This window comes from Rhodanobacter fulvus Jip2, from assembly GCF_000264315.1.
GTDB lineage: Bacteria > Pseudomonadota > Gammaproteobacteria > Xanthomonadales > Rhodanobacteraceae > Rhodanobacter > Rhodanobacter fulvus.
This window is the reverse complement of sequence record NZ_AJXU01000051.1, coordinates 23,897-46,519: the sequence shown is the minus strand read 5'-3', so window position 1 is coordinate 46,519 and position 22,623 is coordinate 23,897. Positions and strand designations below refer to the sequence as shown.

27 protein-coding genes and 1 tRNA gene are annotated in these 22,623 nt (G+C 65.3%); 15 read left to right on the top strand and 13 right to left on the bottom strand.

Features of this window, described 5'->3' with window-relative positions; all coding sequences use genetic code 11:
• Nucleotides 1–9: 9 nt before the first annotated feature.
• The 5 genes from UU9_RS12315 (at nt 10) to UU9_RS17965 (ending at nt 3,411) form a co-directional block, all read left to right on the top strand.
• The gene (locus tag UU9_RS12315) at nt 10–306 is read left to right on the top strand and encodes a hypothetical protein (RefSeq protein WP_007082081.1); all 297 of its coding nucleotides are present in this window, start codon (nt 10–12) and stop codon (nt 304–306) included.
• Between the two features lie 48 nt (nt 307–354).
• Complete coding sequence (locus UU9_RS12310; protein WP_007082080.1) at nt 355–696, top strand: contractile injection system sheath initiator; 342 nt, start codon at nt 355–357, stop codon at nt 694–696.
• Nucleotides 693–1,877 carry a baseplate J/gp47 family protein gene (locus tag UU9_RS12305; protein WP_007082079.1) on the top strand — a complete coding sequence of 395 codons (1,185 nt, stop codon included), beginning with the start codon at nt 693–695 and terminating at the stop codon, nt 1,875–1,877. Before UU9_RS12310 ends, UU9_RS12305 begins: the two co-directional genes overlap by 4 nt.
• A 2-nt stretch (nt 1,878–1,879) precedes the next feature.
• Nucleotides 1,880–2,443: a DUF2612 domain-containing protein gene (locus UU9_RS12300; protein ID WP_007082078.1), complete on the top strand. Its 564-nt coding sequence runs from the start codon at nt 1,880–1,882 to the stop codon at nt 2,441–2,443.
• Nucleotides 2,444–2,505: 62 nt separating this feature from the next.
• Nucleotides 2,506–3,411: a glycine-rich domain-containing protein gene (locus UU9_RS17965; protein WP_007082077.1), complete on the top strand. Its 906-nt coding sequence runs from the start codon at nt 2,506–2,508 to the stop codon at nt 3,409–3,411.
• Between the two features lie 4 nt (nt 3,412–3,415).
• Here UU9_RS17965 and UU9_RS12290 read toward each other — a convergent pair whose 3' ends face one another.
• From UU9_RS12290 to ccmA, 12 genes are all read right to left on the bottom strand, one after another.
• Nucleotides 3,416–4,858, bottom strand: a complete 1,443-nt coding sequence (locus UU9_RS12290) for a glycoside hydrolase family protein (protein WP_237710281.1) — start codon at nt 4,856–4,858, stop codon at nt 3,416–3,418.
• Nucleotides 4,859–5,164: 306 nt separating this feature from the next.
• A tRNA-Leu gene (locus tag UU9_RS12285) sits at nt 5,165–5,250 on the bottom strand.
• Nucleotides 5,251–5,306: 56 nt separating this feature from the next.
• Nucleotides 5,307–6,449: a homoserine O-acetyltransferase MetX gene (gene metX / locus UU9_RS12280; protein ID WP_007082075.1), complete on the bottom strand. Its 1,143-nt coding sequence runs from the start codon at nt 6,447–6,449 to the stop codon at nt 5,307–5,309.
• Nucleotides 6,446–7,495: a tetratricopeptide repeat protein gene (locus UU9_RS12275; protein WP_007082074.1), complete on the bottom strand. Its 1,050-nt coding sequence runs from the start codon at nt 7,493–7,495 to the stop codon at nt 6,446–6,448. Before UU9_RS12275 ends, metX begins: the two co-directional genes overlap by 4 nt.
• Nucleotides 7,492–8,034, bottom strand: a complete 543-nt coding sequence (locus UU9_RS12270) for a cytochrome c-type biogenesis protein (RefSeq protein ID WP_007082073.1) — start codon at nt 8,032–8,034, stop codon at nt 7,492–7,494. Before UU9_RS12270 ends, UU9_RS12275 begins: the two co-directional genes overlap by 4 nt.
• The gene (locus tag UU9_RS12265; protein ID WP_007082072.1) at nt 8,034–8,576 is read right to left on the bottom strand and encodes a DsbE family thiol:disulfide interchange protein; all 543 of its coding nucleotides are present in this window, start codon (nt 8,574–8,576) and stop codon (nt 8,034–8,036) included. The genes UU9_RS12270 and UU9_RS12265 overlap by 1 nt, the downstream gene beginning before the upstream one ends.
• Nucleotides 8,573–10,549, bottom strand: coding sequence for a heme lyase CcmF/NrfE family subunit (locus tag UU9_RS12260; protein WP_007082071.1), 1,977 nt, complete (start codon nt 10,547–10,549; stop codon nt 8,573–8,575). Before UU9_RS12260 ends, UU9_RS12265 begins: the two co-directional genes overlap by 4 nt.
• Nucleotides 10,550–10,638: 89 nt before the next feature.
• Nucleotides 10,639–11,115, bottom strand: a complete 477-nt coding sequence (gene ccmE / locus UU9_RS12255) for a cytochrome c maturation protein CcmE (protein WP_007082070.1) — start codon at nt 11,113–11,115, stop codon at nt 10,639–10,641.
• Between the two features lie 5 nt (nt 11,116–11,120).
• Nucleotides 11,121–11,348, bottom strand: coding sequence for a heme exporter protein CcmD (ccmD, locus tag UU9_RS12250; RefSeq protein WP_007082069.1), 228 nt, complete (start codon nt 11,346–11,348; stop codon nt 11,121–11,123).
• Nucleotides 11,345–12,103: a heme ABC transporter permease gene (locus UU9_RS12245; protein WP_040670943.1), complete on the bottom strand. Its 759-nt coding sequence runs from the start codon at nt 12,101–12,103 to the stop codon at nt 11,345–11,347. The genes ccmD and UU9_RS12245 overlap by 4 nt, the downstream gene beginning before the upstream one ends.
• Before the next feature lie 5 nt (nt 12,104–12,108).
• Nucleotides 12,109–12,795, bottom strand: coding sequence for a heme exporter protein CcmB (gene ccmB, locus UU9_RS12240; RefSeq protein WP_007082067.1), 687 nt, complete (start codon nt 12,793–12,795; stop codon nt 12,109–12,111).
• A gap of 126 nt (nt 12,796–12,921) precedes the next feature.
• Complete coding sequence (gene ccmA, locus UU9_RS12235) at nt 12,922–13,557, bottom strand: cytochrome c biogenesis heme-transporting ATPase CcmA (protein WP_007082066.1); 636 nt, start codon at nt 13,555–13,557, stop codon at nt 12,922–12,924.
• A gap of 221 nt (nt 13,558–13,778) precedes the next feature.
• Here ccmA and UU9_RS12230 point away from each other — a divergent pair, with 221 nt between their 5' ends.
• The gene (locus tag UU9_RS12230) at nt 13,779–14,576 is read left to right on the top strand and encodes an RNA polymerase sigma factor (RefSeq protein WP_083838983.1); all 798 of its coding nucleotides are present in this window, start codon (nt 13,779–13,781) and stop codon (nt 14,574–14,576) included.
• A gap of 108 nt (nt 14,577–14,684) precedes the next feature.
• Here the strand turns inward: UU9_RS12230 and UU9_RS12225 are convergent, their stop codons facing one another.
• Entirely contained in the window at nt 14,685–16,280 is a 1,596-nt protein-coding gene (locus UU9_RS12225; protein ID WP_007082064.1) for an Ig-like domain-containing protein, read from the bottom strand.
• A gap of 425 nt (nt 16,281–16,705) precedes the next feature.
• Here UU9_RS12225 and gspG point away from each other — a divergent pair, with 425 nt between their 5' ends.
• From gspG to UU9_RS12180, 9 genes are all read left to right on the top strand, one after another.
• The gene (gspG, locus tag UU9_RS12220; protein ID WP_007082063.1) at nt 16,706–17,140 is read left to right on the top strand and encodes a type II secretion system major pseudopilin GspG; all 435 of its coding nucleotides are present in this window, start codon (nt 16,706–16,708) and stop codon (nt 17,138–17,140) included.
• 13 nt (nt 17,141–17,153) lie between these two features.
• Nucleotides 17,154–17,675, top strand: a complete 522-nt coding sequence (locus tag UU9_RS12215; protein ID WP_007082062.1) for a GspH/FimT family pseudopilin — start codon at nt 17,154–17,156, stop codon at nt 17,673–17,675.
• Nucleotides 17,653–18,048 carry a type II secretion system minor pseudopilin GspI gene (gene gspI, locus UU9_RS12210; protein WP_007082061.1) on the top strand — a complete coding sequence of 132 codons (396 nt, stop codon included), beginning with the start codon at nt 17,653–17,655 and terminating at the stop codon, nt 18,046–18,048. Before UU9_RS12215 ends, gspI begins: the two co-directional genes overlap by 23 nt.
• Nucleotides 18,045–18,635 carry a type II secretion system protein GspJ gene (locus UU9_RS12205; RefSeq protein WP_007082060.1) on the top strand — a complete coding sequence of 197 codons (591 nt, stop codon included), beginning with the start codon at nt 18,045–18,047 and terminating at the stop codon, nt 18,633–18,635. The genes gspI and UU9_RS12205 overlap by 4 nt, the downstream gene beginning before the upstream one ends.
• Nucleotides 18,632–19,552: a type II secretion system minor pseudopilin GspK gene (gene gspK, locus UU9_RS12200; RefSeq protein WP_007082059.1), complete on the top strand. Its 921-nt coding sequence runs from the start codon at nt 18,632–18,634 to the stop codon at nt 19,550–19,552. Before UU9_RS12205 ends, gspK begins: the two co-directional genes overlap by 4 nt.
• Nucleotides 19,549–20,757: a type II secretion system protein GspL gene (gene gspL, locus UU9_RS12195; protein WP_007082058.1), complete on the top strand. Its 1,209-nt coding sequence runs from the start codon at nt 19,549–19,551 to the stop codon at nt 20,755–20,757. The genes gspK and gspL overlap by 4 nt, the downstream gene beginning before the upstream one ends.
• The gene (gspM, locus tag UU9_RS12190; protein ID WP_007082057.1) at nt 20,754–21,257 is read left to right on the top strand and encodes a type II secretion system protein GspM; all 504 of its coding nucleotides are present in this window, start codon (nt 20,754–20,756) and stop codon (nt 21,255–21,257) included. The genes gspL and gspM overlap by 4 nt, the downstream gene beginning before the upstream one ends.
• A complete protein-coding gene (gene gspN / locus UU9_RS12185) occupies nt 21,254–22,060 on the top strand; it encodes a type II secretion system protein N (RefSeq protein WP_007082056.1) in 807 nt (268 codons plus the stop codon). Before gspM ends, gspN begins: the two co-directional genes overlap by 4 nt.
• A gap of 70 nt (nt 22,061–22,130) precedes the next feature.
• The gene (locus UU9_RS12180) at nt 22,131–22,601 is read left to right on the top strand and encodes a type II secretion system protein N (RefSeq protein ID WP_040670939.1); all 471 of its coding nucleotides are present in this window, start codon (nt 22,131–22,133) and stop codon (nt 22,599–22,601) included.
• Nucleotides 22,602–22,623 lie beyond the last annotated feature (22 nt).

The following is a 22,623-nucleotide window of genomic DNA, read 5'->3' as shown; positions in this document are numbered from 1 at the left end:
GGTTGGCGAATGGAAATTGTGTTTTTGATCTGCGTGGTACTCGTGATCCTCACGCTGTTCGGATCATCGCCCACAAAGAAGATTTGCCGCTATTGCGGCCACGTCGGTAAGCCGGCGATCGCTCGCGGCGGAAGCATGGGCCTGGCGTGGTTCCTTTTCATCATCGTCAGCATGGGCCTTGGACTCATTTTCTACCTGTTTCGCGCGAGGGAGAAACGCGAGGTCTGCCAGTCATGCGGCCATGATGAGGTGATCCCGATCAACTCCCCTGTAGGTCGAGAGCTGATGCAACGATTCCACCAGTAACCGAATCCAACCCGCCCACGTGGCGGGTTTTTCATTTCCGGAGCCACCATGCGCTATCGACAGCTCGACACCTCCGGCGACTACACCCTGAATGCGTTCCTCGCCAACTCGCCACAGGCTGTGGGCCAGGCCATCAAGACCCGCCTGGCGCTGATCACTGGCGAGTGGTGGCTCAACACCAGCGAGGGCACGCCGTGGCGAACGCAGGTACTGGGCAAGTACACGCAGGGCGCCTACGACGCGGTGCTGAAGTCCCGCATCCTGAAAACCACGGGCATGCTGTCCATCGACGCCTACGACAGCCAGCTCGACCGTAACACCCGGGCACTGACCGTCACGGCAGCCGTCACCACGATCTACGGCGAAACCACCATCGAGGCCACGCTGTGACCATTACCACCGTTGCCCCCATCATCGGGCCCAATGGCGTGACCGCGCCAAGCTATGCGGACATTCTCAGCTTCATCCGCGGCCGCTATCAGCAGATTTTCGGCGCCGATGTCTATGTCGATCCAGACTCTCAGGACGGCCAGTTCCAGGCGGTTCTGGCCGAGGCGTTCTACGACATGGGGAGCGCGTGCGTCGCGGCCTACCGGAGCTTTTCGCCCTCTACGGCCGTGGGTGACGCGCTGTCGTCAAATGTCAAAATCAACGGCATCGTGCGGAACGTGTCCACCTTTTCGACGGTCGACGTGCAGATCGGCGGAACCGTCGGAACAACCATCATCAACGGTTCCGTGCAGGACGCGAACGGCAACACCTGGAACCTGCCGGCTACGGTCACGATCCCTGGCGCCGGCACCATCACGGTGACCGCGACGGCGCAGGCTGCCGGCGACATCGAGGCCAACCCCTACACGGTGACCACCATTGCCACGCCGAAGCGAGGCTGGCAGACGGTAACCAACGCCTCAAGCGCGGCGCCTGGCGCGCCGGTGCAATCGGATGCCGACTTACGTGCCGTGCAGGCGATATCAACCGCGCTGCCATCGCTGACGGTGCTTGATGGGCTGATCGGCGCCGTGGCGAACGTGCCGGGCGTCACGCGCTACCGGCCGTACGAGAACGACACCAGCAGCACGGATAGCCGCGGCATCAGCGCCAACTCCATTGCCGTTGTGGTCGAAGGCGGCGACTCGCAAACGATCGCAGCTACGATCGCGGCGAAGAAGACCCCGGGAACCGGCACCTTCGGCACCACCAGCGAGACGATCACCAACGTCTACGGAAACAGCCAGACCATTCACTTCAGCCGCCCATCTGAGGTGGTCGTCAGTTCGGTGATTTCGATCAAGGCCCTGGCTGGCTACTCAAGCACAACTGGCGCCGCCGCCGTGCAGGCGTTGATCGCCTACATCAACAGCGTGAGCATTGGCGGCGGCGACGCCGGGTCCATGGGCTGGGACAACTGCATGGAGGCAGTGAAGAGCGTGCCGGGCGCCATGACGTTTCGTGTCACGTCACTGACCTTGAGTCGAGATAGCGAAACCCCGGCGCAGGCTGATGTGGATATCGCTTACAACGAAGCGCTGACCACCGATGAAAGCCACATCACCCTCGCAGTGAGTTGACCATGGCCTACACCGACCGCATCACATCGGAGCATGCCGATAGGCCGAAGTTCATGGCGCTGGTTGAGGCGATGACGGGTTCAGCGCAGTCGCTCACCGATTTCGCTATGGCGCTTCCTCAACTATTCGATCTGGACGAGGCGTCCGGGGTCCAGCTCGATGCTGTTGGCGAATGGGTCGGGCAATCCAGGGGCCTCACATCCCCCATCGATGACGTCTATTTCTCGTGGGATACGGATGGCGTGGGCTGGGATGAGGGAGTGTGGAAGCGCGTCGGAGACCCATCGAGCGGCGTCACCGAGCTGGACGACACGACGTTTCGCCTGCTCTTGCGCGCCAAGATTGAGGCAAATCACTGGGATGGGTCGATGGAGAAAACCGTCACCATCCTGCAGAAGATTTTCGGACCCGTCGGACTCACGGCAAGCATCACCGACAATCAGAACATGACGATGACCATCACCATCGCTGGGGCAGGCCTTCCGGCTATCTACAAGGCGATTATCAACGGCGGCTATCTGCCCATCAAACCCATGGGTGTGCGCGTCATCTACGTCCTTCCTTGAACCCGTAACCAAGCCACCTTCCGCGGGCGCCATAAGGCGCCTTTTTTGTGCCCGGAGCCATCATGCCCATTCAAAACGATTTCCTGACGTTCGCGGCCGCCAGCGATGCCAACGTGCTGACGCAGGCGGAATATGCCGCGGCGTCAGCCACCGATACCGGCTACACCCAGGGCGTCGCTTCATCGGCAGCGGTAAACAAGACCTTGCGGCAAGCCACTCTCATGGCCGCCGTGATCGCTCAGTTCATCGTCGACAACACGGGTGAAGACGCCATCGACGATGGCACCACGGCAACGCTTCTTGACAACCTGAAGAAGGCCACCACGGGCCGCCTCATCGGTGTGCAGAAGTTCGCGGCAAGCGGTACATACACGCCGACACCTGGCACCAAGAGCGTCATAGTCGAACTTTCTGGTGCCGGTGGCGCCGGTGGCGGCACGGCGGCGTGCTCAGCATCGCAGGCTTCCGCAGGCGCTGGTGGTGGCGCTGGCGGCTACGCCAAGAGCCGCCTAACCACCGGCTTCTCCGGAGTGACGATCACCGTAGGCGCTGGCGGTACCGGCACCACCGGCGGCGCTGGCGGCAATGGAGGCGCATCATCATTCGGCGCGCTTCTGTCGGCACCGGGTGGCAGTGGCAGCGGCGCAACCGCCGCTCAAATCAGCTTCCCCTTCATCACGGGCTATGCCAACGGGGGTGGCGTCGGCATCGGCGGAAACATCCTCAACGCCTCCGGTGGCTTTGGCGCGACAGCATTCATGACCACGGGCGGCAATGTCATCTCCGGCTCCGGTGGTGCCTCGTTCTTCGGTGCCGGCGCTAACGCATCGATCAACGCCACCGCCAACGGCAATGCGGCCACGACACCCGGAAGCGGAGGCTCTGGCGCAACGACAGTCGCCGGTGGCGCCGCGAGGGCGGGCGGCAATGGCGCCCCGGGCATCTGCATCGTCTACGAATACGCCTAATCGGCTATCGCGACAGTCCGACGCGCGACACCTTGAGCGACAAGGCGCGCGTGTCGGGGCTGCTAGAGAATGTGCTCGGCGTGAACGAATGATCCGTTTGCAGTTCGACGAACAGTGGGGCCGTCATGCCCTGCAGCTGTTTGGGCAACACGCGGATATGGAAGAGCTCGTCACTGGTGAACGACTTTTCCGCTACCTGCTTGCCGTTGATCGTGGCGCGCAGAGAAATGGGCGCGTCTATGCCCGCCTTGCGATAGAGCGACACGGGCATCCACCCCGATATGTCAATGGACTGCCCGTCGCCCGGAAGGCTCCAGATGCGAGCGGATGCATCCGGCCCAACCCATGCAGAACCGCCATCAGCCACCCATGAACCACGCAGTATCGACGTGCTGCGCAGGCCGGCGGCAAGATAGTCGACGGATGCGTCGAAGCCGTCCGCAACGTACGGCGGCGCGAGGGTAAGGCTGAAACGCCCGATCTGCCCATCGATTCGTTCATCCGGGCGCGCTACGTCGCCACCGCCGTACCAAACGGTGAAGCTGCCGTCGTCATTGCCCAGAATCGTGCTGTCGCAAATGACCTTGTCGTTCCAGCCCTTTCTGTCGGTGAAGACACCCGCGGTGGACATTTTCTTCCAGCTGACGCCATCGCTCGATATCGCATAGCCGAGGTCGCGTGATTCGCTCGCGCTGCGTCCCGTGTAAATCATGTAGTAGAAGGGCGCGGAGAACACCACGCTGGGCTCACCCAAGCCGTTCTCGTCGAACGTGCTGGCGGCTCCCACGTCGAGGATGGGGTTGCCTGCGAACTTCGTCCAGCGCTCTCCATCGGAGGACATGGCCACGCCGAGGCGTTGGATGTTGTGCTCATCCATACCGAGGTAATACAGGTAAAGCTTGCTACCCCGCACGATCACGTACGGGTCGCCAACAGCCTTGCCGTCCCAGGCATGCGGGCGCCCCACATCCAGCACGGGGCGATTCGCCTTTGCCAGCCGCTCACCATCGCTCGTGGTGGCGAGTCCGATCCGGGTGATGCCCTGCGCGTCCTGCCCTTGGTAGAGGTACAGAATCCGCCCCTTCCAGGCGATCGCTGCGCCGTTGGCAGCGATGTACTGGCTATCCCACGAATGGCCGGGCGAGAGCACCGGGTTTCCGCCGAACTTCGCCCAATGCATACCGTCGTCTGACGTGGCCAGCCCGGTCCGCCAAGACTCGCCGTCGAAGCCCGAATAGAAATTGAGCAGCTTCCCCTTGAAGCGGATCACCGAGGGGTTAAGCACGTCGACGGAATCCCAGGCTCCCGCTGGTCCCCTGGTGAGCACCGGAGCGCCGGTCGTCTCGGAGATGCGGAAAGGTGCCTGCGTAGCCGGTTCCTGGGGCAGGGATGACAGTGTGAAAAATGCATCCCGGGGCGGTTCATTGCATCCAGCAAGCAACAGCATAGCCACGCAACCGCACGCCTTGTACCGCATCCTTTCGCTCCTCATTCCGAGGGTCAAGCGTAGCCTATTCTGACGCCGCGAGGCGTCTTCGCCTGACAGCGCTGAGGCTGACGCCGCGGGACACTGGTCACGCCCCAGCCGTCAGGCCTCATCCGGCGAGAGTCAGTTTCGGCGACCAGCGTTCAGGCGCGGGCCGATGACTGGGGCAACAAAAAGCCCGCACAAGGCGGGCCAGTTGTTCGAGAATTGCGGACCGGTTCCAGAATTGCGGACCGAAATCCGACCATCGAAAACCGCGCAAAGTGTTGGTACCGGTGATAGGACTCGAACCTACACGACATCGCTGCCAGCGGATTTTGAGTCCGCCGCGTCTACCATTCCGCCACACCGGCATGTGAGCGACGCATTATGCCGGGTTCGATGGGCGCGGTCGAGCCCCGTCAGCGGGTCAATCCGCGCCCAATCGATCGAGGAAGCCGCCGATGGCGCGGCTGTAGTTTTCGATGTCGACCAGGAACGCGTCGTGCCCCTGCGGCGAGTCCAGCGCCACGAAATCCACCGTGGCGCCGGCCGCCTCCAGGCCCTTGGCGATCTGCTCCTGCTGCTCCAGCGGAAACAGGATGTCGGTGCTGACGCCGATCACCATCGCCCGCTCGATGCGGATGCGCTGCAGCCCTTCGTGCACGCTGCCATTGCCGTATTCGGCGATGTCGAACCAGTCGCTGGCGCGCGACAGGTAGAGGTAGCAATTGGGATCGAAGTGGCGCACGAAGCGCCGCGCGTGCCCTTCAAGATAGGACTCGACCTGGAACTCGCGGCCGAACGGGTCGTCGTCCCGCTGCTCCGGATCGAGCCGGATGCGGGCGAAGCGGCCGTTCCACTCCATCGCCGAGCGATAGGTGATCACGCCCAGCTTGCGGGCGATGCTCATGCCGATGTCGGGGTAACGGTCGCCGTCCTGGGCGTGGATGTCGTAGCGGCCCTCGTCCCAGCGCGGGTCCAGCCGGATCGCCTCGCGCTGCAGCGAGCGGATGGCGATGGCGAACGGCTGCGCCTGCGGAGCGGTGTCCACGCTGATGTGCGCGCGCGCGCCGCCCGGGTGCAGCAGCATGTAGGCCAGCGCGCTCATGCCGCCCATCGAGCAGCCGATCAGGCACGCGAGTTGCTCGATGCCCAGGCTGTTGACGGTGGCGTGCGCGGCTTCGGCAACATCTTCCAATGCCAGCTCGGGGAAGTTCAGCCGGTACGGTTCGCCGCTGGCCGGATCGATCGAGGCCGGGCTGGTCGAGCCCTTGTCGCTGCCCAGCGAGTTCACGCAGATGACGAACCAGTGGGTGGTGTCGATCGCCTTGCCCGGCCCGATCATGCCTTCCCACCAGCCGGGCGCGGGATCGTCGACGGACGAGGCGGCGTGGGCGCTGGGCGACAGCCCGGTGAGAATCAGCAGCCCGTTGTCACGCGCCGCATTCAGCTCGCCCCAGGTCTCGTAGGCCACGCTGGCGCCGTGCAGTTCGCCGCCACGCTTCATGCGGAACGGCGAGGGCAGGGCGAAGTAGCGGCGCGCGTCGTGCGCGGTGCCGGGGCCGTTCATGGATGCACCTTGTCGATGACGAGGGTGACCGGCGTGCGGCGATTCACCTCGACGATGCCGGCGCTGCCTTCCAGGTCACCTTCGCGGGCAATGGGCTGGCCGTCGTGGCTGATGCGCGCGCCCACTTCCACCTTGGCCGCCGACGACAGCCGCGCGGCGGGCGTCATCGCCATGGCGTCGGTCAGGGTGACTTCGAGTGGCAGTTTGGCGGCGTCGCGCTTGACGGCAGCCAGCGGCATCGGTGGACCGCCTGCGGCGCGGGCATAGACGAACAACACGTCGCCGGGTTTCAGCTTCTTTTTCAGCGCCGGTGCCAGCGACACCTGCACCCGCAATCCGGGTTCCTGCGCGGCTGCCGCGGCGCCGACCGAAGACGCGCCGGCCGGCGATTTTCCGGCGCGGGATTGCGCTACCCCGATCTGCATGGCTACCGCTTCGGCCACCTTCGAGCCCGGCTCCAGCTGCGGCTGCAGCACGCGCCAGGTGGCGGCGGCGTTGCTGTAGTCACCTTGCTGGAATTGACCGATGCCGAGCAACCACAGGCCGCGCTGGCTGTCCGGCTGCAGCGATACGGCGTGTTTCAGCAACTCCAGCGCGCGGCCGGTGATCCGGTGATCGCTGCGCGCCATCGAGTCGGCCTCGACCCAGCCGACCATGGCCTCGGCATTGTTGGGCGCGAGCTTGAGCACGTGGTCGTAGGCGTCGCGCGCATCCGCGGGGCTGTGCAGCATGCTGTTGGTCTGCGCCAGCACCATCCAGCCCCGCACGTCATCGGGCTGCTCGGTCAGGTGCGTGCGCAATTGCACCAGTGCCTGCTCCATGCTGACCGGCGCCTGGGCCTGGATGGTATTGAGCGCTACCGGCGTTCCCACCATCAGATACAGGCTGGCAGTGCCCAGTGGCAGCGCCAGCGCGATGATCAGGGCCAGTGCGAAAACCGCGCGTGGCCTGGTGGACGTGCGGCCGTGTCGCATCAATGGCAGCAGCAATACCGCCAGCGCCACGGCGATCATCGCCGCGGCAGCAATGTAGAAAGCGATTTTCACCAATCATCCCCGTTGTCGATCGAGGGGCGCGGCCCCGACGATCCATTGGCCGGCATGCGGCCGCGTTTGCGTATCGCCACCAGCACCACGCCGGCACCGCCAAGCAGGATCAGCAGCGGACCGAACCACAGCAGCCAGGTGCCGCGTGTCAGTGGCGGGTCGTACAGCACGAACTTGGAATACCGCGCCACCAGGTATTGCTTGATCTCGTCGTCGCTCTTGCCCTGCTGCATCATCTTGAAGATCTGGTTGCGCAGGTCACGCGCGATCGGCGCGTTGGAATCGGCCAATGTCTCGTTCTGGCACATCGGGCAGCGCAGCTCATGGGTGAGGTGCTGAAAGCGCAACTCCTGCGCGTGGTTGGCGAACGGCATCGGCTCGATCGCCTGCGCGTGCAACGTGCCGGCAAACGCGAACAGGATGACCAGCAGCAGTCGCAGCAGAAACCCCTGTGGGAGCGGCTTCAGCCGCGATGCTCCTTGCGTGCTCCGACAAAAGGCATCGCGGCTGAAGCCGCTCCCACAGGACGAAAGGCGCATCACGGTGTCTCCTTGCGCAGCGCCGCGATGGCCGGCTTCAATTCCTTCGCCACCACCTCCGGCGTAAGCGGCCCGATGTGCTTGTAGCGGATGACGCCTTGCGCATCGATCAGGAAACTTTCCGGTGCGCCGTAAACGCCGAAATCGATCGCGGTCTGACCGGGTTCGTCCGCGATCACCAGGGCATACGGGCTGCCGTGTTCGGCCAGCCAACGCTTGGCATCGGCCGGGGCATCCTTGTAGTTGTAGCCCACCAGTTGCACGCCCAGCGTCGGACCTTCGGCCTGCAGCACCGGGTGCTCCACGCCGCATTCGATGCACCAGCTGGCGAACACATTGAGCAGGTAGGGCTTGCCCAGCAGGTCGGCCTTGCTCACTGTCTGCGTCGGCTCGTACAGCTTGGGCAGGTTGAACGCGGGAGCCGGCTTGTCCAGCAGCGGCGTGGGGATGGCATTCGGGTCGTGCTGGGTGTTCCACCAGATGCCGAAACCGAACAGCGCGGCCAGCAACATGAAGCCGATGAAGGGCAGCAGCCGACTCATGCGCGGGTTTCCTGCAGGCGCGTTTCGATGGCCGGCTCCGCACGGGTGACGGTGCGCTTGAGGCGGAAGCGCTTGTCGGCGGCGCAGACAAAGCCGCCCAGCATCATCAGCAAGCCGCCGGCCCAGATCCAGCGCACGAACGGCTTGTAGTACAGCCGCAGCGACCAGGCGCCTTCGATATTGCCCGCGTCCATCGGTTCACCCAGCGCCACGTACAGGTCGCGGGTGATGCCGGCATCCACCGCCGATTCGGTCTGTACCTGGCCGCGCGGATAGGTGCGCTTCTGCGGATGCATCACGGCGATGTCTTTGCCGTCGCGGGTGACCGTGACCACGCCCTGGTCGGCGCGCCAGTTCGGCCCGGTGGTGCGGTGCGCGCCATCGAAACGGAAATCGTAGCTGCCGATGTGCTGGGTCTGGCCCGGCGCCATGCGTACGTCGCTGGTGACGCTGAGCGATTCGGACAGCAGCACGCCGACCACGAACACCGCCACGCCGAAATGCGCCAGCAGCATGCCGGCCATCTCGGCCGGATAGCGGCGACCGCGCGGCACTTCGCGCCAGCGCTTGTATGCGTACAACAGCACGCCCACGCCGATCCACACCGCCGCGGCCACGCCCACGATCGCCTTCATGTGACCGTCCACGAAGAACGCCGCCACGATGGCGCAGGCCAGGGCGGCGACGGTCACGCGCAGCAGCATGCTTTTCAGCGCATCGGCATCGCCCTTGCCCCAGCGCAGGAACGGGCCGAACGGCAACAGCAGCACCACCGGCAGCATCAGCAGCGGGAACAGGAAACCGAAGTAGGGCGGGCCCACCGAGATGCGACCCATGTGCAGCGCATCGCCGATCAGCGGGAACAGCGTGCCCAGCAAGACCATCGCCGCCGCCACCGCGAACATCAGGTTGCCGATCAGCATCGCCGTTTCGCGCGACAGCAGGTTGAACGGCTTGCCCGCGGCGACCTTGGGCGCGCGCAGCGCATAGAGCAACAGCGAGCCGCCGACGATGATGGTCAGGAAGGCCAGGATGAACACGCCGCGGCGCGGGTCGGAGGCGAAGGCGTGCACCGAGGTCAGCACGCCCGAACGCACCAGGAACGTGCCCAGCAGGCTCAGCGAGAACGCGAAGATCGACAGCAGGATCGTCCACGCGCGCAGGCTGCCGCGCTTTTCGGTGATCGCCTGCGCGTGGATCAGCGCCAGCCCGACCAGCCAGGGCATGAAGCTGGCGTTTTCCACCGGATCCCAGAACCACCAACCGCCCCAGCCCAGCTCGGCATATGCCCACCAGCTGCCGGCGACGATGCCGCAGGTGAGAAAAGCCCATGCCACGTTCGTCCACGGCCGCGCCCAGCGCACCCAGGCCTGTTCCAGCTCACCACCCAGCAAGGCCGCGATCGAAAACGCGAATGCCACCGAGAAGCCCACGTAACCCATGTACAGCATCGGTGGATGGAACGTCATGCCCGGGTCCTGCAGCACTGGGTTCAGATCCGCACCGTCGCCGGGCATCGGCAACAGCCGTGCAAACGGATTCGAGGTGAAGATGATGAAGGCGAGGAAACCCACCGCGATCAGCCCCATCACCGCCAGCACGCGCGAAGCGAAAACTTCCGGCAGTTTCTGGCTGAATGCCGCCAGCGCCACGGTCCACACGTTGAGGATCATGATCCACAACAGCAGCGAACCCTCGTGCGCGCCCCACACCGCGGCGATGCGGTAATACCACGGCAATTCCAGGTTGGAGTTGTCGGCCACGTACTGCACCGAGAAATCGAAGCGAAGGAACGCCCACACCAGGATGCCGAACGCGATCGCCACGAACACCGCCTGTCCCGCCGCGGCCGGGCGCGCCACCGCCATCAAGGCGCGATTGCCGCGCCAGGCGCCGATCAGCGGCAAGATGCCCTGCGCCAGGGCCAGCAACAAGGCGAGGATGAGCGCGAGTTGGCCGAGTTCTGGGGTCATGCTTGGGGCCGGGAGTGGGGAATGGGGAATGGAAAATCGGAAGTCGCGCTGTATCGTGACCTAGCGGCAGGGATCGTGGTTTTCATGCTTCAACGATTCCCCCTTCCCGATTCCCCATTCCCCGCGTCTTCGACCTGCTTTCCTTCATGCGCTTTGGCCATGGCGTCCTTCAGCTCTTTGGGCATATAGGTCTCGTCATGCTTGGCCAGCACTTCGGTAGCGATGAAGCGGGCGCTGGACATGTGGCCGGTGGCGATGACCGACTGGTTGTCGCGGAACAGGTCGGGGAGGATGCCGGTGTATTCGACCGGCATGGCGCCGCCGGCGTCGACCACGGTGAAGGTCACCTTCAACGAATCGCTGCTGCGCTGGATCGAGCCGGCCTTGACCATGCCGCCCAGGCGGAACGTCTTGTAGCTCGCCGCCTGTCCCGACTGCACCTGGCTGGGCGTCAGCAGGTAATTCATGTTGTTTTGCAGCGCGTACACGCCAAGGCCGGCGGCCACGGCGGCGGCCACGGCAACCAGTACAACGATGGTGAGTCGGCGCTTGCGGGTGGGATTCATGAGGCTCACTGACCGTCGATGGCGGCTGGTGGAGTGGGAGAGGAACCGTTGCCGACGTGCGGCTGGCGGGCGCTTTGACGGGCAAACCGGGCGCGAAGTTCACGCAGCAGGCGCTGCCGGCGCAGGCGCGGCGCGATCGTGTCGGCAATCAGCACGATGAAGAACACCGCGTAGGCGGGCCACACATAGGCGGCATAGCCGCCCATCGCCAGAAAGCTTTGCACGGCATTCATCGCGCGTCCTCGTCCTGGGCAATTTGTCGCACCCAGTCCTTGCCGCCTTCCAGTGAAAGCAAATCGGTGCGCGCGCGCCGGAACAGGCTGGCGGCGTAATAGAACTTGGTGGCCAGCGTCATCGTCAGCAGCGGCCACAGCATGTCCCAGGACATGGTGGATTTGCCGAACACATTGACCGTGCTGCCCTGGTGCAAGGTGTTCCACCAGTTCACCGAGAAATGCACGATCGGCACGTTGATGATGCCGATGATGGCCAGGAAGGCGGCGGCGCGCGCGCCCTGGCGGCGATCCTCGAAGGCGCGGTAGAGACCGATCACGCCGAGAAACAGAAACAGCAACACCAGCTCGGAGGTGAGCCGCGCATCCCAGGTCCACCAGGTGCCCCACATCGGCTTGCCCCACAGCGAGCCGGTGACCAGGGTGATGAAGGTGAACGCCGCGCCGATCGGCGCCGACTCCATCGCCACCACTTCGGCCAGCTTGATCCGCCACACCAGCGCGATGAACGACGCCACGCCCATCACTGCGTAGATGAACATGCTCATCCACGCGCTGGGCACGTGGATGAAGATGATGCGGTAGGCGTCACCCTGCTGGTAGTCGGCGGGCGCCAGCACCAGGCCGCCATAAAGCGCGATCGCGCCCAGCAGCAGGGCCAGCGTCATCGCCCACGGCTGCAGCATTCCGGCGAAGCGATAAAAGGTTGGCGGCGAGCTGAGCCGGTGCAACCAGAGGGGGACCCAGTTAGCCATAGGGATCACGAATCCAGGGCAATGCGAAGGGCGGCGGCGCAGGCCAGCGGCGCCAGTACCACGGCCAATACGAGTGCGGCGGCAAGCCAGCTGATCGGTGCCAGCCAGGGCAGACCCTGCTGGGCGGCAGCTACCGCGCCCGCGGCGAAAATCACGGCCGGCACGCACAAAGGCAGCAACATCAAGGCGAGCAGCATACCAGAGCGTCGGGTGCCGACCGTCAGCGCAACCAGCACCGCGCCCAGCAGGCTGAGCAATGGCGTGGCCAGCAGCAAGGCCAGCAACAGCACCGGAATGACCGATGCGGGCAGGTGCAACAGCGCGGCCATCAGCGGCGAAATCACGATCAGCGGCAGGGCGATGGTGACCCAGTGCGCCAGGATCTTCATGCCCAGCATCAGCGCTAGCGGCTGCGGTGCCAGCACCAGTTGTTCCAGCGAACCGTCCTCGATGTCGCTGGCGAACATCGCATCCAGCGCCAGCAGCATCGCCAGCAACACGGTGACCAGCACCACGCCGCCGGCGATCCGCTGCAGCAAGGTGTCCTCCGGCCCCAGCGCGAACGGGAACAGCATGGTGACGATCAACGCGTACAGCACTGGCATCGCGATGTCGCCGCGGCGGCGCCAGGCGAGGGTGAGGTCGCGTCGCAGCATCGCGGCGCAGGCGGTGGTGAGGGTTGCGCGACTCATGGCTTTGCTCCCTCCCCTGCTCGCAGGGGAGGGCTGGGGAGGGGTAGAGCTTTTCCGCAAAGCTTGACCCCCTCCCAGCCTCCCCCTGCTTGCAGGGGGAGGAGCCCGCGCATGATGTGCTGTGCATTAGCCATGCATGCGGATCCGTCGCGGCTCGCCGCCGTGAAAGCTCACCGTGCCGTGGCTGGTGACCATGGCGGCGCCGCCGCCATTGGTGTGACGCTCCAGCATGTCGTTCACCAGCGCGATGCCGGCGCGATCGAGGTTCGCATAGGGTTCGTCCAGCAGCCAAAGCGTGGCGGGCAGCATCGCCAGCCGGGCCAGCGCCGCGCGCTTCTTCTGCCCGGCCGACAGGCGGCGCACGGGTTCGTCCTCATAACCACGCAGGCCGATCTCGGCGAGGAGGGACGCACTGTCCATGCCTTCGCGCGTGCCATGCAGGCCGGTGGCGACGCGCAGGTTCTCACGCGGGCTGAGGTCGGCCTTGAGGCCGAGCTGGTGGCCGAGGAACAGGATGTCGCCGGCGCAAAGGTCGCGCTGCAGCGCTTCGCCGCGCCACAGCAAATCGCCGGCGCCCAGATGGAGCAGGCCGGCGAGCATGCGCAGCAGGGTGGTCTTGCCGCTGCCGTTGTCGCCTTCCACCAGGGCCAGTTCACCCTCGTGCAGCCGGAAATCCAGCGGCGCGAACACCGGTTCGTCCTGGCGCTGGAAACTCACGGCCCGCGCTTCGAGCAGGGGCACAACGGTACGGACGGCAGTCATCCCCGTGATTGTCCGCAATGGCGTGGCCGCTTGTCCATGCGGCGCAGTGCCGCTAGCGCGACGGTAGAGCGAGGAACGGCTGTCTGGTGATCGATCCGATCCGGCCCGGCACGTCGAGGCCGGGACCGTGGCAAGCGAATCCGGCTCGATGAAAGCGAGCATCCGCGATGGTGGTGGAACGATGGCGGAACCGCCGGGGCCACCATCGCATCCAACGCAGCATGCAGCAAGCCGAGCCACCGCCCGCAAACGTCATATCGACCCATACCCCCGCGCTGGACGACGTCGCGCTGGTTGCATTGGTGAGAAGCGGTGACCGTGAGGCGTTTCGGCACGTCGTGCAGCGCTATGGCCCCCAATTGCATCGTATCGCGCACGGTGTGGTCGATGACGCTGCAGAAGCGGAGGACGTCGTGCAGGAGTCTTTCATGCGGGCCTATCACCGGCTTGATTCGTTCCGCGGTGATGCGCCCTTGCGTACCTGGCTGGTCAGTATCGTGCTCAACGAGGCGCGCAGCCATTTGCGCAAACGGCATGCTATGGTCGGGGTTGAACAGATCGACGCGTCGTCCGTGGATCCGCACTGGGTTGGCCCGTCCCGGTCCGCGCACGGCGATCCCGTTTCGCTCGCGGCCCAGGTCGAAGTTCGCCGTTTGCTGAAACGCGCGATCGATCATCTGCCAGACCCGTATCGCCAGGTTTTCACGTTGCGCGCGATCGAGGAGTGCAGCGTGGAGGAAACCGCTGCCCGGTTGTCGATCAAGCCGCAAACCGTAAAGACGCGGCTGTTCAGGGCGCGCCGGTTGCTGTGCAAATCGCTGTACAAGACGCTCGGCAACATGCTGTCGGAAACCTTTCCGTTCCTGGGTGTGCGCTGCGCCTGGTTGACGAAAGCGGTGATGGCACGGCTCGTGGGAGAAGCCACTCCTGGCTTCGGCGATCGTTTGCGTGTGGCACGGCCTGATGTCGAATCGCTCGTTCTGGCCCCGTCGGGCTCCCGTTGCCCGGGTGAGGGCTGATCCACGGTGCAAAACGGCAGTCCACGCTGAACTTGTGTGCGCGAAATGGGGGCGACCCGTACAAGGTCGCCCCCATTCCCCTCCCCGCGGTTGCACGTCGGCAGTCGTCTAGAGCGACTTCACGTATTGCGCGACATCCTCGACTTCCGGGCCGGTCAGGCCAAGCGACTGCTTGGCGTTGTACCTGTTGACCACGTCCACCAGCGTGTCGGCCGAACCATTGTGGAAGTACGGCGGATGCTGCCATGCACCCTTCAACGGGGCCGTGCGGTACATCCTGGTCGCCGTACGCGAGGCATAGCTCGTCACACCGGGCGCCTCGGGTTCGCTGGCCACTTCACTCGGACTGTGCAGGCGCTCGTTGGCGTCGGTGAATTCCGGGCCGCTGTGACAGGTGCTGCAACCGGCCTTGCCTTCGAAAAGCGCCTTGCCACGCGTGGCGGCGGCTGTATCGAAACTGCCCGCGGGCGCAGGCGGTGCTGCGATGGATAGCTGATAGGCCTGCAACGCGGGCAACTTGGCCGTTATCAGGTCGTCGGTTCCGTTGGTGATGTCTATGCCCGCGCCCACGCGCGCGTCGGTGAAGTTGCCATGGCCGCCCATCTGGGTCACGCCGACATAGCGGTTCCAGTAGGCGAGGTCGTCACCGTCGCCGGTGGCGATGATCTTGTGGATATTCTGCAAGCCATACGCCGGCGTGATCACCTGCGGGCCATTCAGCCCGTCGATGTTGAAGCGCGGATCGTAGAAGCCCGGCCCCCACGATTTGTAGACTGCCCTTTGTTCGGCGGTGAGTGCCGGCGACAGGGAGATGATGAAGCCTGGGTCCAGGTCGCGATTCGGCCAGCCGTCAAGCCGCTTGCCGATGCCGTGGTCAAATGAATTGTCGACGGTGGAGTGGCACAGCGCACAGGTGATGCCGACGCGCGTCAGCGTCATCTTGCCGTCGGCGGCGGTCGTCACCGTGCCCTTGATGCCCACCACCGCGTCGAGGCTGATCAGGGCGAGCGTGGTTTGCGGGTCGGTCAAGCTGATGCTCTTGTCCACGATGCCATCAACCACCGCTTGCGGCAGCGCCTCGGCGTCGACCTTCAGGCCGACCGCCAGCGCCGTTGTCGGGTCAACGGCAGTCTGGATGACCTCGTTCATCCTCAAGGTGTCAGTCCACGTGGTTTCATCGCCGAACGTGTCAAAGCGAAAAATCCGTTTGCCCTCATCAAGGAACGCCGTGTCCGTCACGGTGGAGAACGTCCACTCGAAGTTCGCCGCCAGCGCCGCACCGTCGGATCCCTTGACGCCAGTCGTGATGGTTGCCGTGCAGGTGACACCCGCCTGCATCGGTTCGGCCACCTCGGACTGCGGCAGATTGGTGGGTGACTCGGTAATGCGCACGAAGGTCGCCTTTCTGGTGGCGTCGTCGTAGACGACCGAGCCAAACGGTTCCGCGTCGGCCGGGCAGTTCACGCTGAAGTTTGCGTTCTTGAGTGTCGCGGTATCGATCGACTGGTCGAAGGTGGCGCTGACCTCGGCCGTGTTCAGCACGTCGGTGGCGCCGTCGGCGGGCATGGTGGAAACCACCTTGAGGGCGGGGGCTTGCGGGGCCGTGGGATCCGACGCCTGGCCGTTGTGACCGGAGCCGCCGCAACCGGCGAGGCCGACGCCGAGCGCGACGGACAAGGCCCCCGGCAACCATTTCTTTCGCATGTATCTGCTCATTTGCTTTCCCTCTCTATTGGACGCGATCAGTCAGGACGAAACATTTCTTGCGGCCGCAGCAACCCAGCCAGCCGATACCTGCTGGCCTCATGAAAAAATTTCGACGTGCGGACGAATCCGTGTGACACACGTGGCGCGACTTCCGAACGGCATTCCCCTGGCGTCGGATTTATCGCCCCCTGTTCACCAGCAGACGCAGCGGCACAGGGAAGGTTCCCGTTGTCGCGTCAGTCGACGCGGTGCGCGTTGTCTGGAGTGAATTGTTTTCGCGCTGGGTCGAGACATGTTTGCGTTTCGGGGAACCTGGGCGCGACGGCGTGCATCTCAGGACATAACCCACCGGGTCGCATCCATGCTCAACGCGATCGCGTGTCCCGGCCGTACTCCTACCGCGCATTCAGGGTGACGCCACCATGTCGATCCATGCTCCATCCCAACGTGGTTTCACGCTGCTGGAATTGATGGTGGTCGTGGTGATCCTCGGCATCCTCGCGGCGCTGGTGGTGCCCAAGGTGATGAGTCGGCCGGACGAGGCGCGCGTCACCGCATCGCGCCAGGACGTTGCCAGTTTGATGCAGGCGTTGCAGCTTTATCGGCTGGACAACCAGCGCTATCCGACGACCGAACAGGGCCTGCAGGCGCTGGTGAGCCGACCGGAATTCGATCCCGTTCCGCCCAACTGGAAACCCGAGGGCTACGTCGGTCGTTTGCCCAGCGATCCCTGGGGCCATCCCTACCAATACTTGAACCCCGGCATGCACGGGGAAATTGATGTCTACGGACTCGGCGCCGACGGTGCCCCAGGTGGTGAGGGCAACGATGCCGACCTTGGATCGTGGATGTTGTGAGGAGCGCACGCAGATGCTCAAGGCGACGGTCTGCCGTGATGCAGGCGGCTTCACTCTGGTGGAGATGCTGGTCGTGGTGCTGATCATGGGCATCCTGGCGGGCACGGTCGGTGCCCGGCTGCAGCCTGGCCATCGCGACGTGCTGCGCGTCGAAGCCGAGCGGCTGGCGCAGCTGTTCGAGCTTGCCGGGCAGGAGGCGCGCATCACCGGTGCCGCCATCGTTTGGACGTCCGATGGCTTTCGTTATGAATTCTCGCGTCTGGGCAGGAATGACGTGTGGTCGGAGATTCGCGATGACGACGTGCTGCGCGCGCGTCGACTGCCGCATGCCATGGTGATTTCGCAATTGCGCAATGAGGCCGGCGCGCCACAAGCGACCCTGCGACTGCAGTTTCCCGCCGGTGGTTCGATGTCCGCGTTCTCGATGGATCTGACGCTGGCCGACGAGCACTACGGCGTGGCGGCCTCTCCGGTGGGTGATTTGCGTATTGCGCCGGGGCTGGGGAAAACCTATGGCGACATGGCGGCGAAGTAACGCGCGCGGGTTCACCCTGATCGAAGTGCTGGTGGCCATGACCATCGTCGCGGTATCGCTGCTGGCCGCGCTGCGGGTGGCCGCGCAAGGCACGAATTACCTCGGCGAATTGCGCACCCGGCTGTTTGCCGGCTGGGTCGCAGCCGATCGCCTGGCCGAACATCACGCGCGTGGCGACTGGTTGCCGGTGGGTGAACAGTCGGGTGTCCAGCGTCAGGGCGATATCGACCTCGGCTGGAGTGAACAGGTATCCACGACGCCGAATCCGACGTTTCGGCGCGTCGACGTGTTCGTCTTCGTACCGGCACAACCGGCTCATTTTCTCGCGCATGCGGTGGGCTTCGTGACGAACCCTGCGGGAGGTGGACGGTGATCGCCGACAAAGCCCATGGATTCACCCTGATCGAGTTGCTGACGGCGCTGCTGGTGCTTTCGCTGCTCACGCTGATGGCTTACCGCGGGCTCGGTGTGGTTGTGGCATCGCGCGACCACATCCAGACGGAGTCCACGCGGTGGCGACAGACCGTGGCGTTCTTCACCCGCTTCGAAGGCGACCTGCGGCTGGCCGCACCACGTCCGGTGCGCAAGCCGTCGGGCATCATTCCGGCGTGGCTGGGTCGGGCCGATGCCGTGCGCGCGCCGCGGGTGGAGTTCAGTCGTTTCGCCGGGACCGACGGCATCGACACCCCGCGCCGCGTCGGCTATGGCATCAACGGTAACCACCAGGTCGAGTTGTGGATCTGGCCGGGGCTGGATCTTGCCGGCGCCGCGCAGCCGGCGCGTTACGTGGTGCTGGAGGACGTGCGCCGTTTCGACCTGCAATACATGGGCTCGGCGCTGATCTGGAGCCGTGTATGGCCAACGATGTCGAGCGACCCGGCGCTGCCGCTGGCGGTGCGTTTGCAAATCGAGTTCGACTCCGGCGAAACCGTGGTGCGCGTGTTCGCGCTGCACGCATGAGCCGGCATGAGCGTGGCGCGGCGTTGCTCATGGCGATGGCGATCATGACGTTTTCGGCGGTGGCGGCAGCGGCGATGCTGGTTGCCTTGAGTACCTGGTCGCGCCAGGCCGAACTGCTTGCCGACCAGGTGGAGGCACGGGAGCTGGTCGATGCCGGCGGCGACTGGGCCCGGGCGCTGCTGTATGACGATCGTCGCAGCAGCGGCGTCATCGATCATGCCGGGGAACCGTGGGCCTTGCAGCTGCCGTCGATACCGTTCGAGAACGGCGAACTCGGCGGTCGCATCGAGGACCAGCAAGGCTTGTTCAACCTCAACAACCTGATCCGCCACGGCAAGCTCGATCTCACCCAGTACGCGCGTTTCCAGCGCCTGTTGTCGATCCTCGGCCTGCCGGTGGAGCTGGCCGGCACCATGGCCGATTGGCTTGATGCCGATGATGTCCCGCAGCCGGCAGGCGGCGCGGAGGACGCGTATTACGCATCGCCTGGTCATCCCTATCTGGCCGCCAATCGGCCGCTGATCAACCTGGATGAACTGGCGCTGGTGCGCGGTTTCGACGGTGATGTGCGTGCGCGACTGGCGCCGTTTGTGACGGCGTTGCCCGGCACTACTGCGCTCAACGTCAACACGGCGCCGGCCGAGGTGCTGGCGGCGGTGGTCGACGGCCTGGACCTGGCGTCGGCGCGCATGCTGGTGGCGCGCCGCGACAGCGTTTTCTATCGCAACAACGCCGACTTCCTGAGTCAGCTCGGCAAGGACGCTGTCGTGCCGGCCGCGGACATTCGTGTTGGCAGCGACTACTTCCTGGTCAGCGTGCGGGTGAGCTACGGCAAGACCCAGGCCCGCGGCCAGTTGCTGCTGGCGCGAACCCGTGCGACGGACTGGCCTGATGTCGTCTGGCGGAAATACCCGTGAACCTGCTGCGCATCTTCTGTTCGCTGTCGGCGGTACCCGTGTCGTGCCGATGGGTGCTGTTCAACGATGCTGGTGCGCATCCTGGTGTGGGCGCGCTGGCCCAACTGCCGCAGGGTGCTGCGCGGATCGAGCTGGTGCTCGCTGCCAGCGACGTGTTGCTTGTGAGCGCGCGACTGCCGTCGACAGGCAACCGCCGATCCGCCGCGCTGCTGGCTTACGCGGTCGAGGAACGACTGGCTTCGGACCCGGATGCCGCCCAGGTGAGCATCCTGGGGCGGCGGGATGGCGAGGATGTGCTGGCGGTGGTGGATCGGTTGCGGTTGCAGGCATGGCGTGATGCGCTCGCCGCCGCCGGCATCACGGTCGACAGCGTGCATTGCGAGACGCTGATGCTGCCGCTGCAACATGGCGAGTGGAGTCTGTGCTGGAACGGTCAGGAAGGCCATGTGCGGATCGGTGAGTTCGAAGGCGGTGCCACCGATTGTGGCGACCGGCATACGCCGCCGCTGGCGCTGCAACAATGGCTGGCGGAAGCGCGGGCACACGCCATCGTGCCCACCACCATTGCGCTGTATCTGACGGCGCCCGCGGCGAAGCCCGATCTGGAGGCGTGGCAGAGCGAGCTGGGCGTGAGCCTGCGGATCGCTGTCGCACAGGATTGGCACACAACGGCGGTGCCCGTCGGGGCTCGACTCGATCAGCGGCGCCGGCGCTGGTATCCCTCCGCCGCGATGGTTGTTCGCTGGCGCCCGATCGGCTGGATGCTGCTGGTGGCGTTGTTGCTGCATTCGGCGGCATTGCTTGGCGACCGGATGCGTCTGGCCAGTGAACAACAACAGCTGCGCCAACAAATGGAAGCGCGCTTTCGCGCGCTGTTTCCCGATGCCGTTGCGGTGGCCGACCCCGTGTTGCAAATGCGCCGGCAACTGACGCGGGCGCGACACGCCGCCAACCAACCCGATGCCGGCGATTTCCCGATCATGCTCGGCAAGGTTTCGGCGGTGCTCGCCGCCGCACCGACCGCGCCATTGCACGCACTGTCCTATGAGAACGGGCGCATGACGCTGGAATGGACGGCACTCGATGACGTGCTTGCGCGCCGGACTCAGCAGCTTTTGATGGACGCCGGATTTGCCGTCGAGATGGTGCCGGCGGCACGCAGCGCCAACCGCGGCACGGTGACGTTGACGCTGAGGTCGCCATGAAAAAGCTCGCCTGGAAACACGGGTCCGGTCAGTGGTGGGCATCGCATTCGCCATCCGAACGCCGGCTGATGGTTGCGGTGGCGGTGTGCCTCGGGCTGGGCTTGTACGTGTGGTTGCTGCTGTCGGCGACGCATGCGCGGGCGAAGCTGCGGCCGGCAGTGATCGAACTGCAGGCGCAGGTCATTCGCCAGGAGCGGCAGGCAGAGGAAATCATGCAGCTTCGCGCGGCGCCAGCGCCCGCCCCGGCGCCAGCAGACCTGCGTCAGTTGGTGCAGCGGCAGGTGGACGCCGACGGGCTGAGCTCGTCGCTGGCAAGCATCGAGCGGGTGGATGCGGACCAGGTGAAGCTGGTGTTCGGCCACGTCGCCTTCGCCCAGTGGCTGGTGTGGGCAGACAACATGCGCGCGCAGCATCTGCGCTTTGCGCGGGTGCGGATTGAATCGCAGGACGCGCCAGGACAGGTAAGCGTCAGCGCCACCATCGAACGGTCGCGCCGATGAAGCGGCTGCGGACATGGCGCAACGGCATCGTCAGCGGCAGCGTGGTGCTGGCGGCGTATGGGGTGTTTCTGATCATGCTGGCGCCGGCCACGCTCGTCGATCGTGGTTTGCAGCGCGCAACGCACGGTGTGCTGCGGTTGGCACAGGCGCAGGGCACGCTGTGGTCCGGCAGTGGCCGGCTCGAGATTCGCGATCCGACCAGGCACGTCGGTATCGGCAAGGCCGTGAGCTGGGTGTTGCAGCCGCGCTCGCTGTGGCGTGGGCGGCTCGACTACCAGGTGAGCATCGACCACGCCGCCGACTTTCCGCTGCACCTTTCCGTGCAAGGCATCGACGTCGCCGGCGCGAATTTCTCGATGCCGGCGGCGGCGCTCGGGCTGGCGGTGCCGCGCATGGCGCCGCTGGGCTTGCGCGGCGATGTCGTCGTCCGGATCGCCCGGTTCAAGCGCGCGGGCGATGCTGTTTCGGCGGACGCCGTCGTGACCTGGAAAGACGCCAGCTCCGCCTTGACCACGGTGGCGCCGCTGGGCACGTACGAGCTTCGCGTTGACAGCGTGGCCGGCGCGTTGAACACGAGCTTGCGCACCCACAGCGGCCCGTTGCAACTGCGCGGTAGCGGGTCATGGCGCGGCGGGACGCCGCCGGAGTATTCCGTCACTGCACGCGTCGACACCAGCCACAAGGCGCAACTTGCGCCGTTGCTGCGGCTGATCGCCATCGAACGCGGCAACGGCGATTTCGCCCTGCAATTCGGCCCTCCGCTCGGCAACGTATCCCCACGGGGAACCTCAAAAAGCCGGTGACGGACACGCGCCACGGGAACCCGTCCGTTGCCGCCACCATCCAACCCATGTCACCAGAGGGAAGCCATCCGTGCCGTTCGGACGATCCAGACTCGCGCAAACGTCCATCGTCTTCACGATGAAGGTCGGTGCGCTGGCGTTGCCTGGTTTCGTGTGGGCGTACTGGACCTGGGCATGGTTTGCGCCGTCGCCGCTGCCGCCAGCGATGGACGTTGCCGAGCCGGCCGGCCGCCTGCTCGCCGCGGGCGATCTGTTTGGCGCGGTGCAAGGTGACGCCCATCCGAGCGCGCCGACCGCGCTGGCGATCACCTTGCTGGGCGTCATGGCGGGGGCGCCGGCGGGTTCCGGCTATGCGCTGCTGCAGCTCGGCGCGAAAGAGACCCGACTCGTGCGCGCCGGCGAGGATCTTGCCCCGGGCATCCGCGTCGAAGGCGTGCATCCCGGGCAGGTAATCCTGCGCCGCAACGGGGCGCGCGAAACGTTGGCATGGCCGCGTTCGGTCGCGACTCCCGTCATCACCACGAACCCTCCCGCCCGATGAAACATCGCAGGCCATCCATCCC

What these genes read in the sequence shown, in the direction of transcription:
- UU9_RS12315 (WP_007082081.1), top strand. Translation starts at nt 10, where the DNA reads ATGGAAATTGTGTTTTTGATCTGCGTGGTACTCGTGATCCTCACGCTG.
- UU9_RS12310 (WP_007082080.1), top strand. Translation starts at nt 355, where the DNA reads ATGCGCTATCGACAGCTCGACACCTCCGGCGACTACACCCTGAATGCG.
- UU9_RS12300 (WP_007082078.1), top strand. Translation starts at nt 1,880, where the DNA reads ATGGCCTACACCGACCGCATCACATCGGAGCATGCCGATAGGCCGAAG.
- UU9_RS17965 (WP_007082077.1), top strand. Translation starts at nt 2,506, where the DNA reads ATGCCCATTCAAAACGATTTCCTGACGTTCGCGGCCGCCAGCGATGCC.
- UU9_RS12290 (WP_237710281.1), bottom strand. Translation starts at nt 4,858, where the DNA reads ATGCTGTTGCTTGCTGGATGCAATGAACCGCCCCGGGATGCATTTTTC.
- metX (WP_007082075.1), bottom strand. Translation starts at nt 6,449, where the DNA reads ATGAACGGCCCCGGCACCGCGCACGACGCGCGCCGCTACTTCGCCCTG.
- UU9_RS12270 (WP_007082073.1), bottom strand. Translation starts at nt 8,034, where the DNA reads ATGCGCCTTTCGTCCTGTGGGAGCGGCTTCAGCCGCGATGCCTTTTGT.
- UU9_RS12265 (WP_007082072.1), bottom strand. Translation starts at nt 8,576, where the DNA reads ATGAGTCGGCTGCTGCCCTTCATCGGCTTCATGTTGCTGGCCGCGCTG.
- UU9_RS12260 (WP_007082071.1), bottom strand. Translation starts at nt 10,549, where the DNA reads ATGACCCCAGAACTCGGCCAACTCGCGCTCATCCTCGCCTTGTTGCTG.
- ccmE (WP_007082070.1), bottom strand. Translation starts at nt 11,115, where the DNA reads ATGAATCCCACCCGCAAGCGCCGACTCACCATCGTTGTACTGGTTGCC.
- ccmD (WP_007082069.1), bottom strand. Translation starts at nt 11,348, where the DNA reads ATGAATGCCGTGCAAAGCTTTCTGGCGATGGGCGGCTATGCCGCCTAT.
- UU9_RS12245 (WP_040670943.1), bottom strand. Translation starts at nt 12,103, where the DNA reads ATGGCTAACTGGGTCCCCCTCTGGTTGCACCGGCTCAGCTCGCCGCCA.
- ccmB (WP_007082067.1), bottom strand. Translation starts at nt 12,795, where the DNA reads ATGAGTCGCGCAACCCTCACCACCGCCTGCGCCGCGATGCTGCGACGC.
- ccmA (WP_007082066.1), bottom strand. Translation starts at nt 13,557, where the DNA reads ATGACTGCCGTCCGTACCGTTGTGCCCCTGCTCGAAGCGCGGGCCGTG.
- UU9_RS12230 (WP_083838983.1), top strand. Translation starts at nt 13,779, where the DNA reads ATGCAGCAAGCCGAGCCACCGCCCGCAAACGTCATATCGACCCATACC.
- UU9_RS12225 (WP_007082064.1), bottom strand. Translation starts at nt 16,280, where the DNA reads ATGCGAAAGAAATGGTTGCCGGGGGCCTTGTCCGTCGCGCTCGGCGTC.
- gspG (WP_007082063.1), top strand. Translation starts at nt 16,706, where the DNA reads ATGTCGATCCATGCTCCATCCCAACGTGGTTTCACGCTGCTGGAATTG.
- UU9_RS12215 (WP_007082062.1), top strand. Translation starts at nt 17,154, where the DNA reads ATGCTCAAGGCGACGGTCTGCCGTGATGCAGGCGGCTTCACTCTGGTG.
- gspI (WP_007082061.1), top strand. Translation starts at nt 17,653, where the DNA reads ATGGCGACATGGCGGCGAAGTAACGCGCGCGGGTTCACCCTGATCGAA.
- gspK (WP_007082059.1), top strand. Translation starts at nt 18,632, where the DNA reads ATGAGCCGGCATGAGCGTGGCGCGGCGTTGCTCATGGCGATGGCGATC.
- gspM (WP_007082057.1), top strand. Translation starts at nt 20,754, where the DNA reads ATGAAAAAGCTCGCCTGGAAACACGGGTCCGGTCAGTGGTGGGCATCG.
- gspN (WP_007082056.1), top strand. Translation starts at nt 21,254, where the DNA reads ATGAAGCGGCTGCGGACATGGCGCAACGGCATCGTCAGCGGCAGCGTG.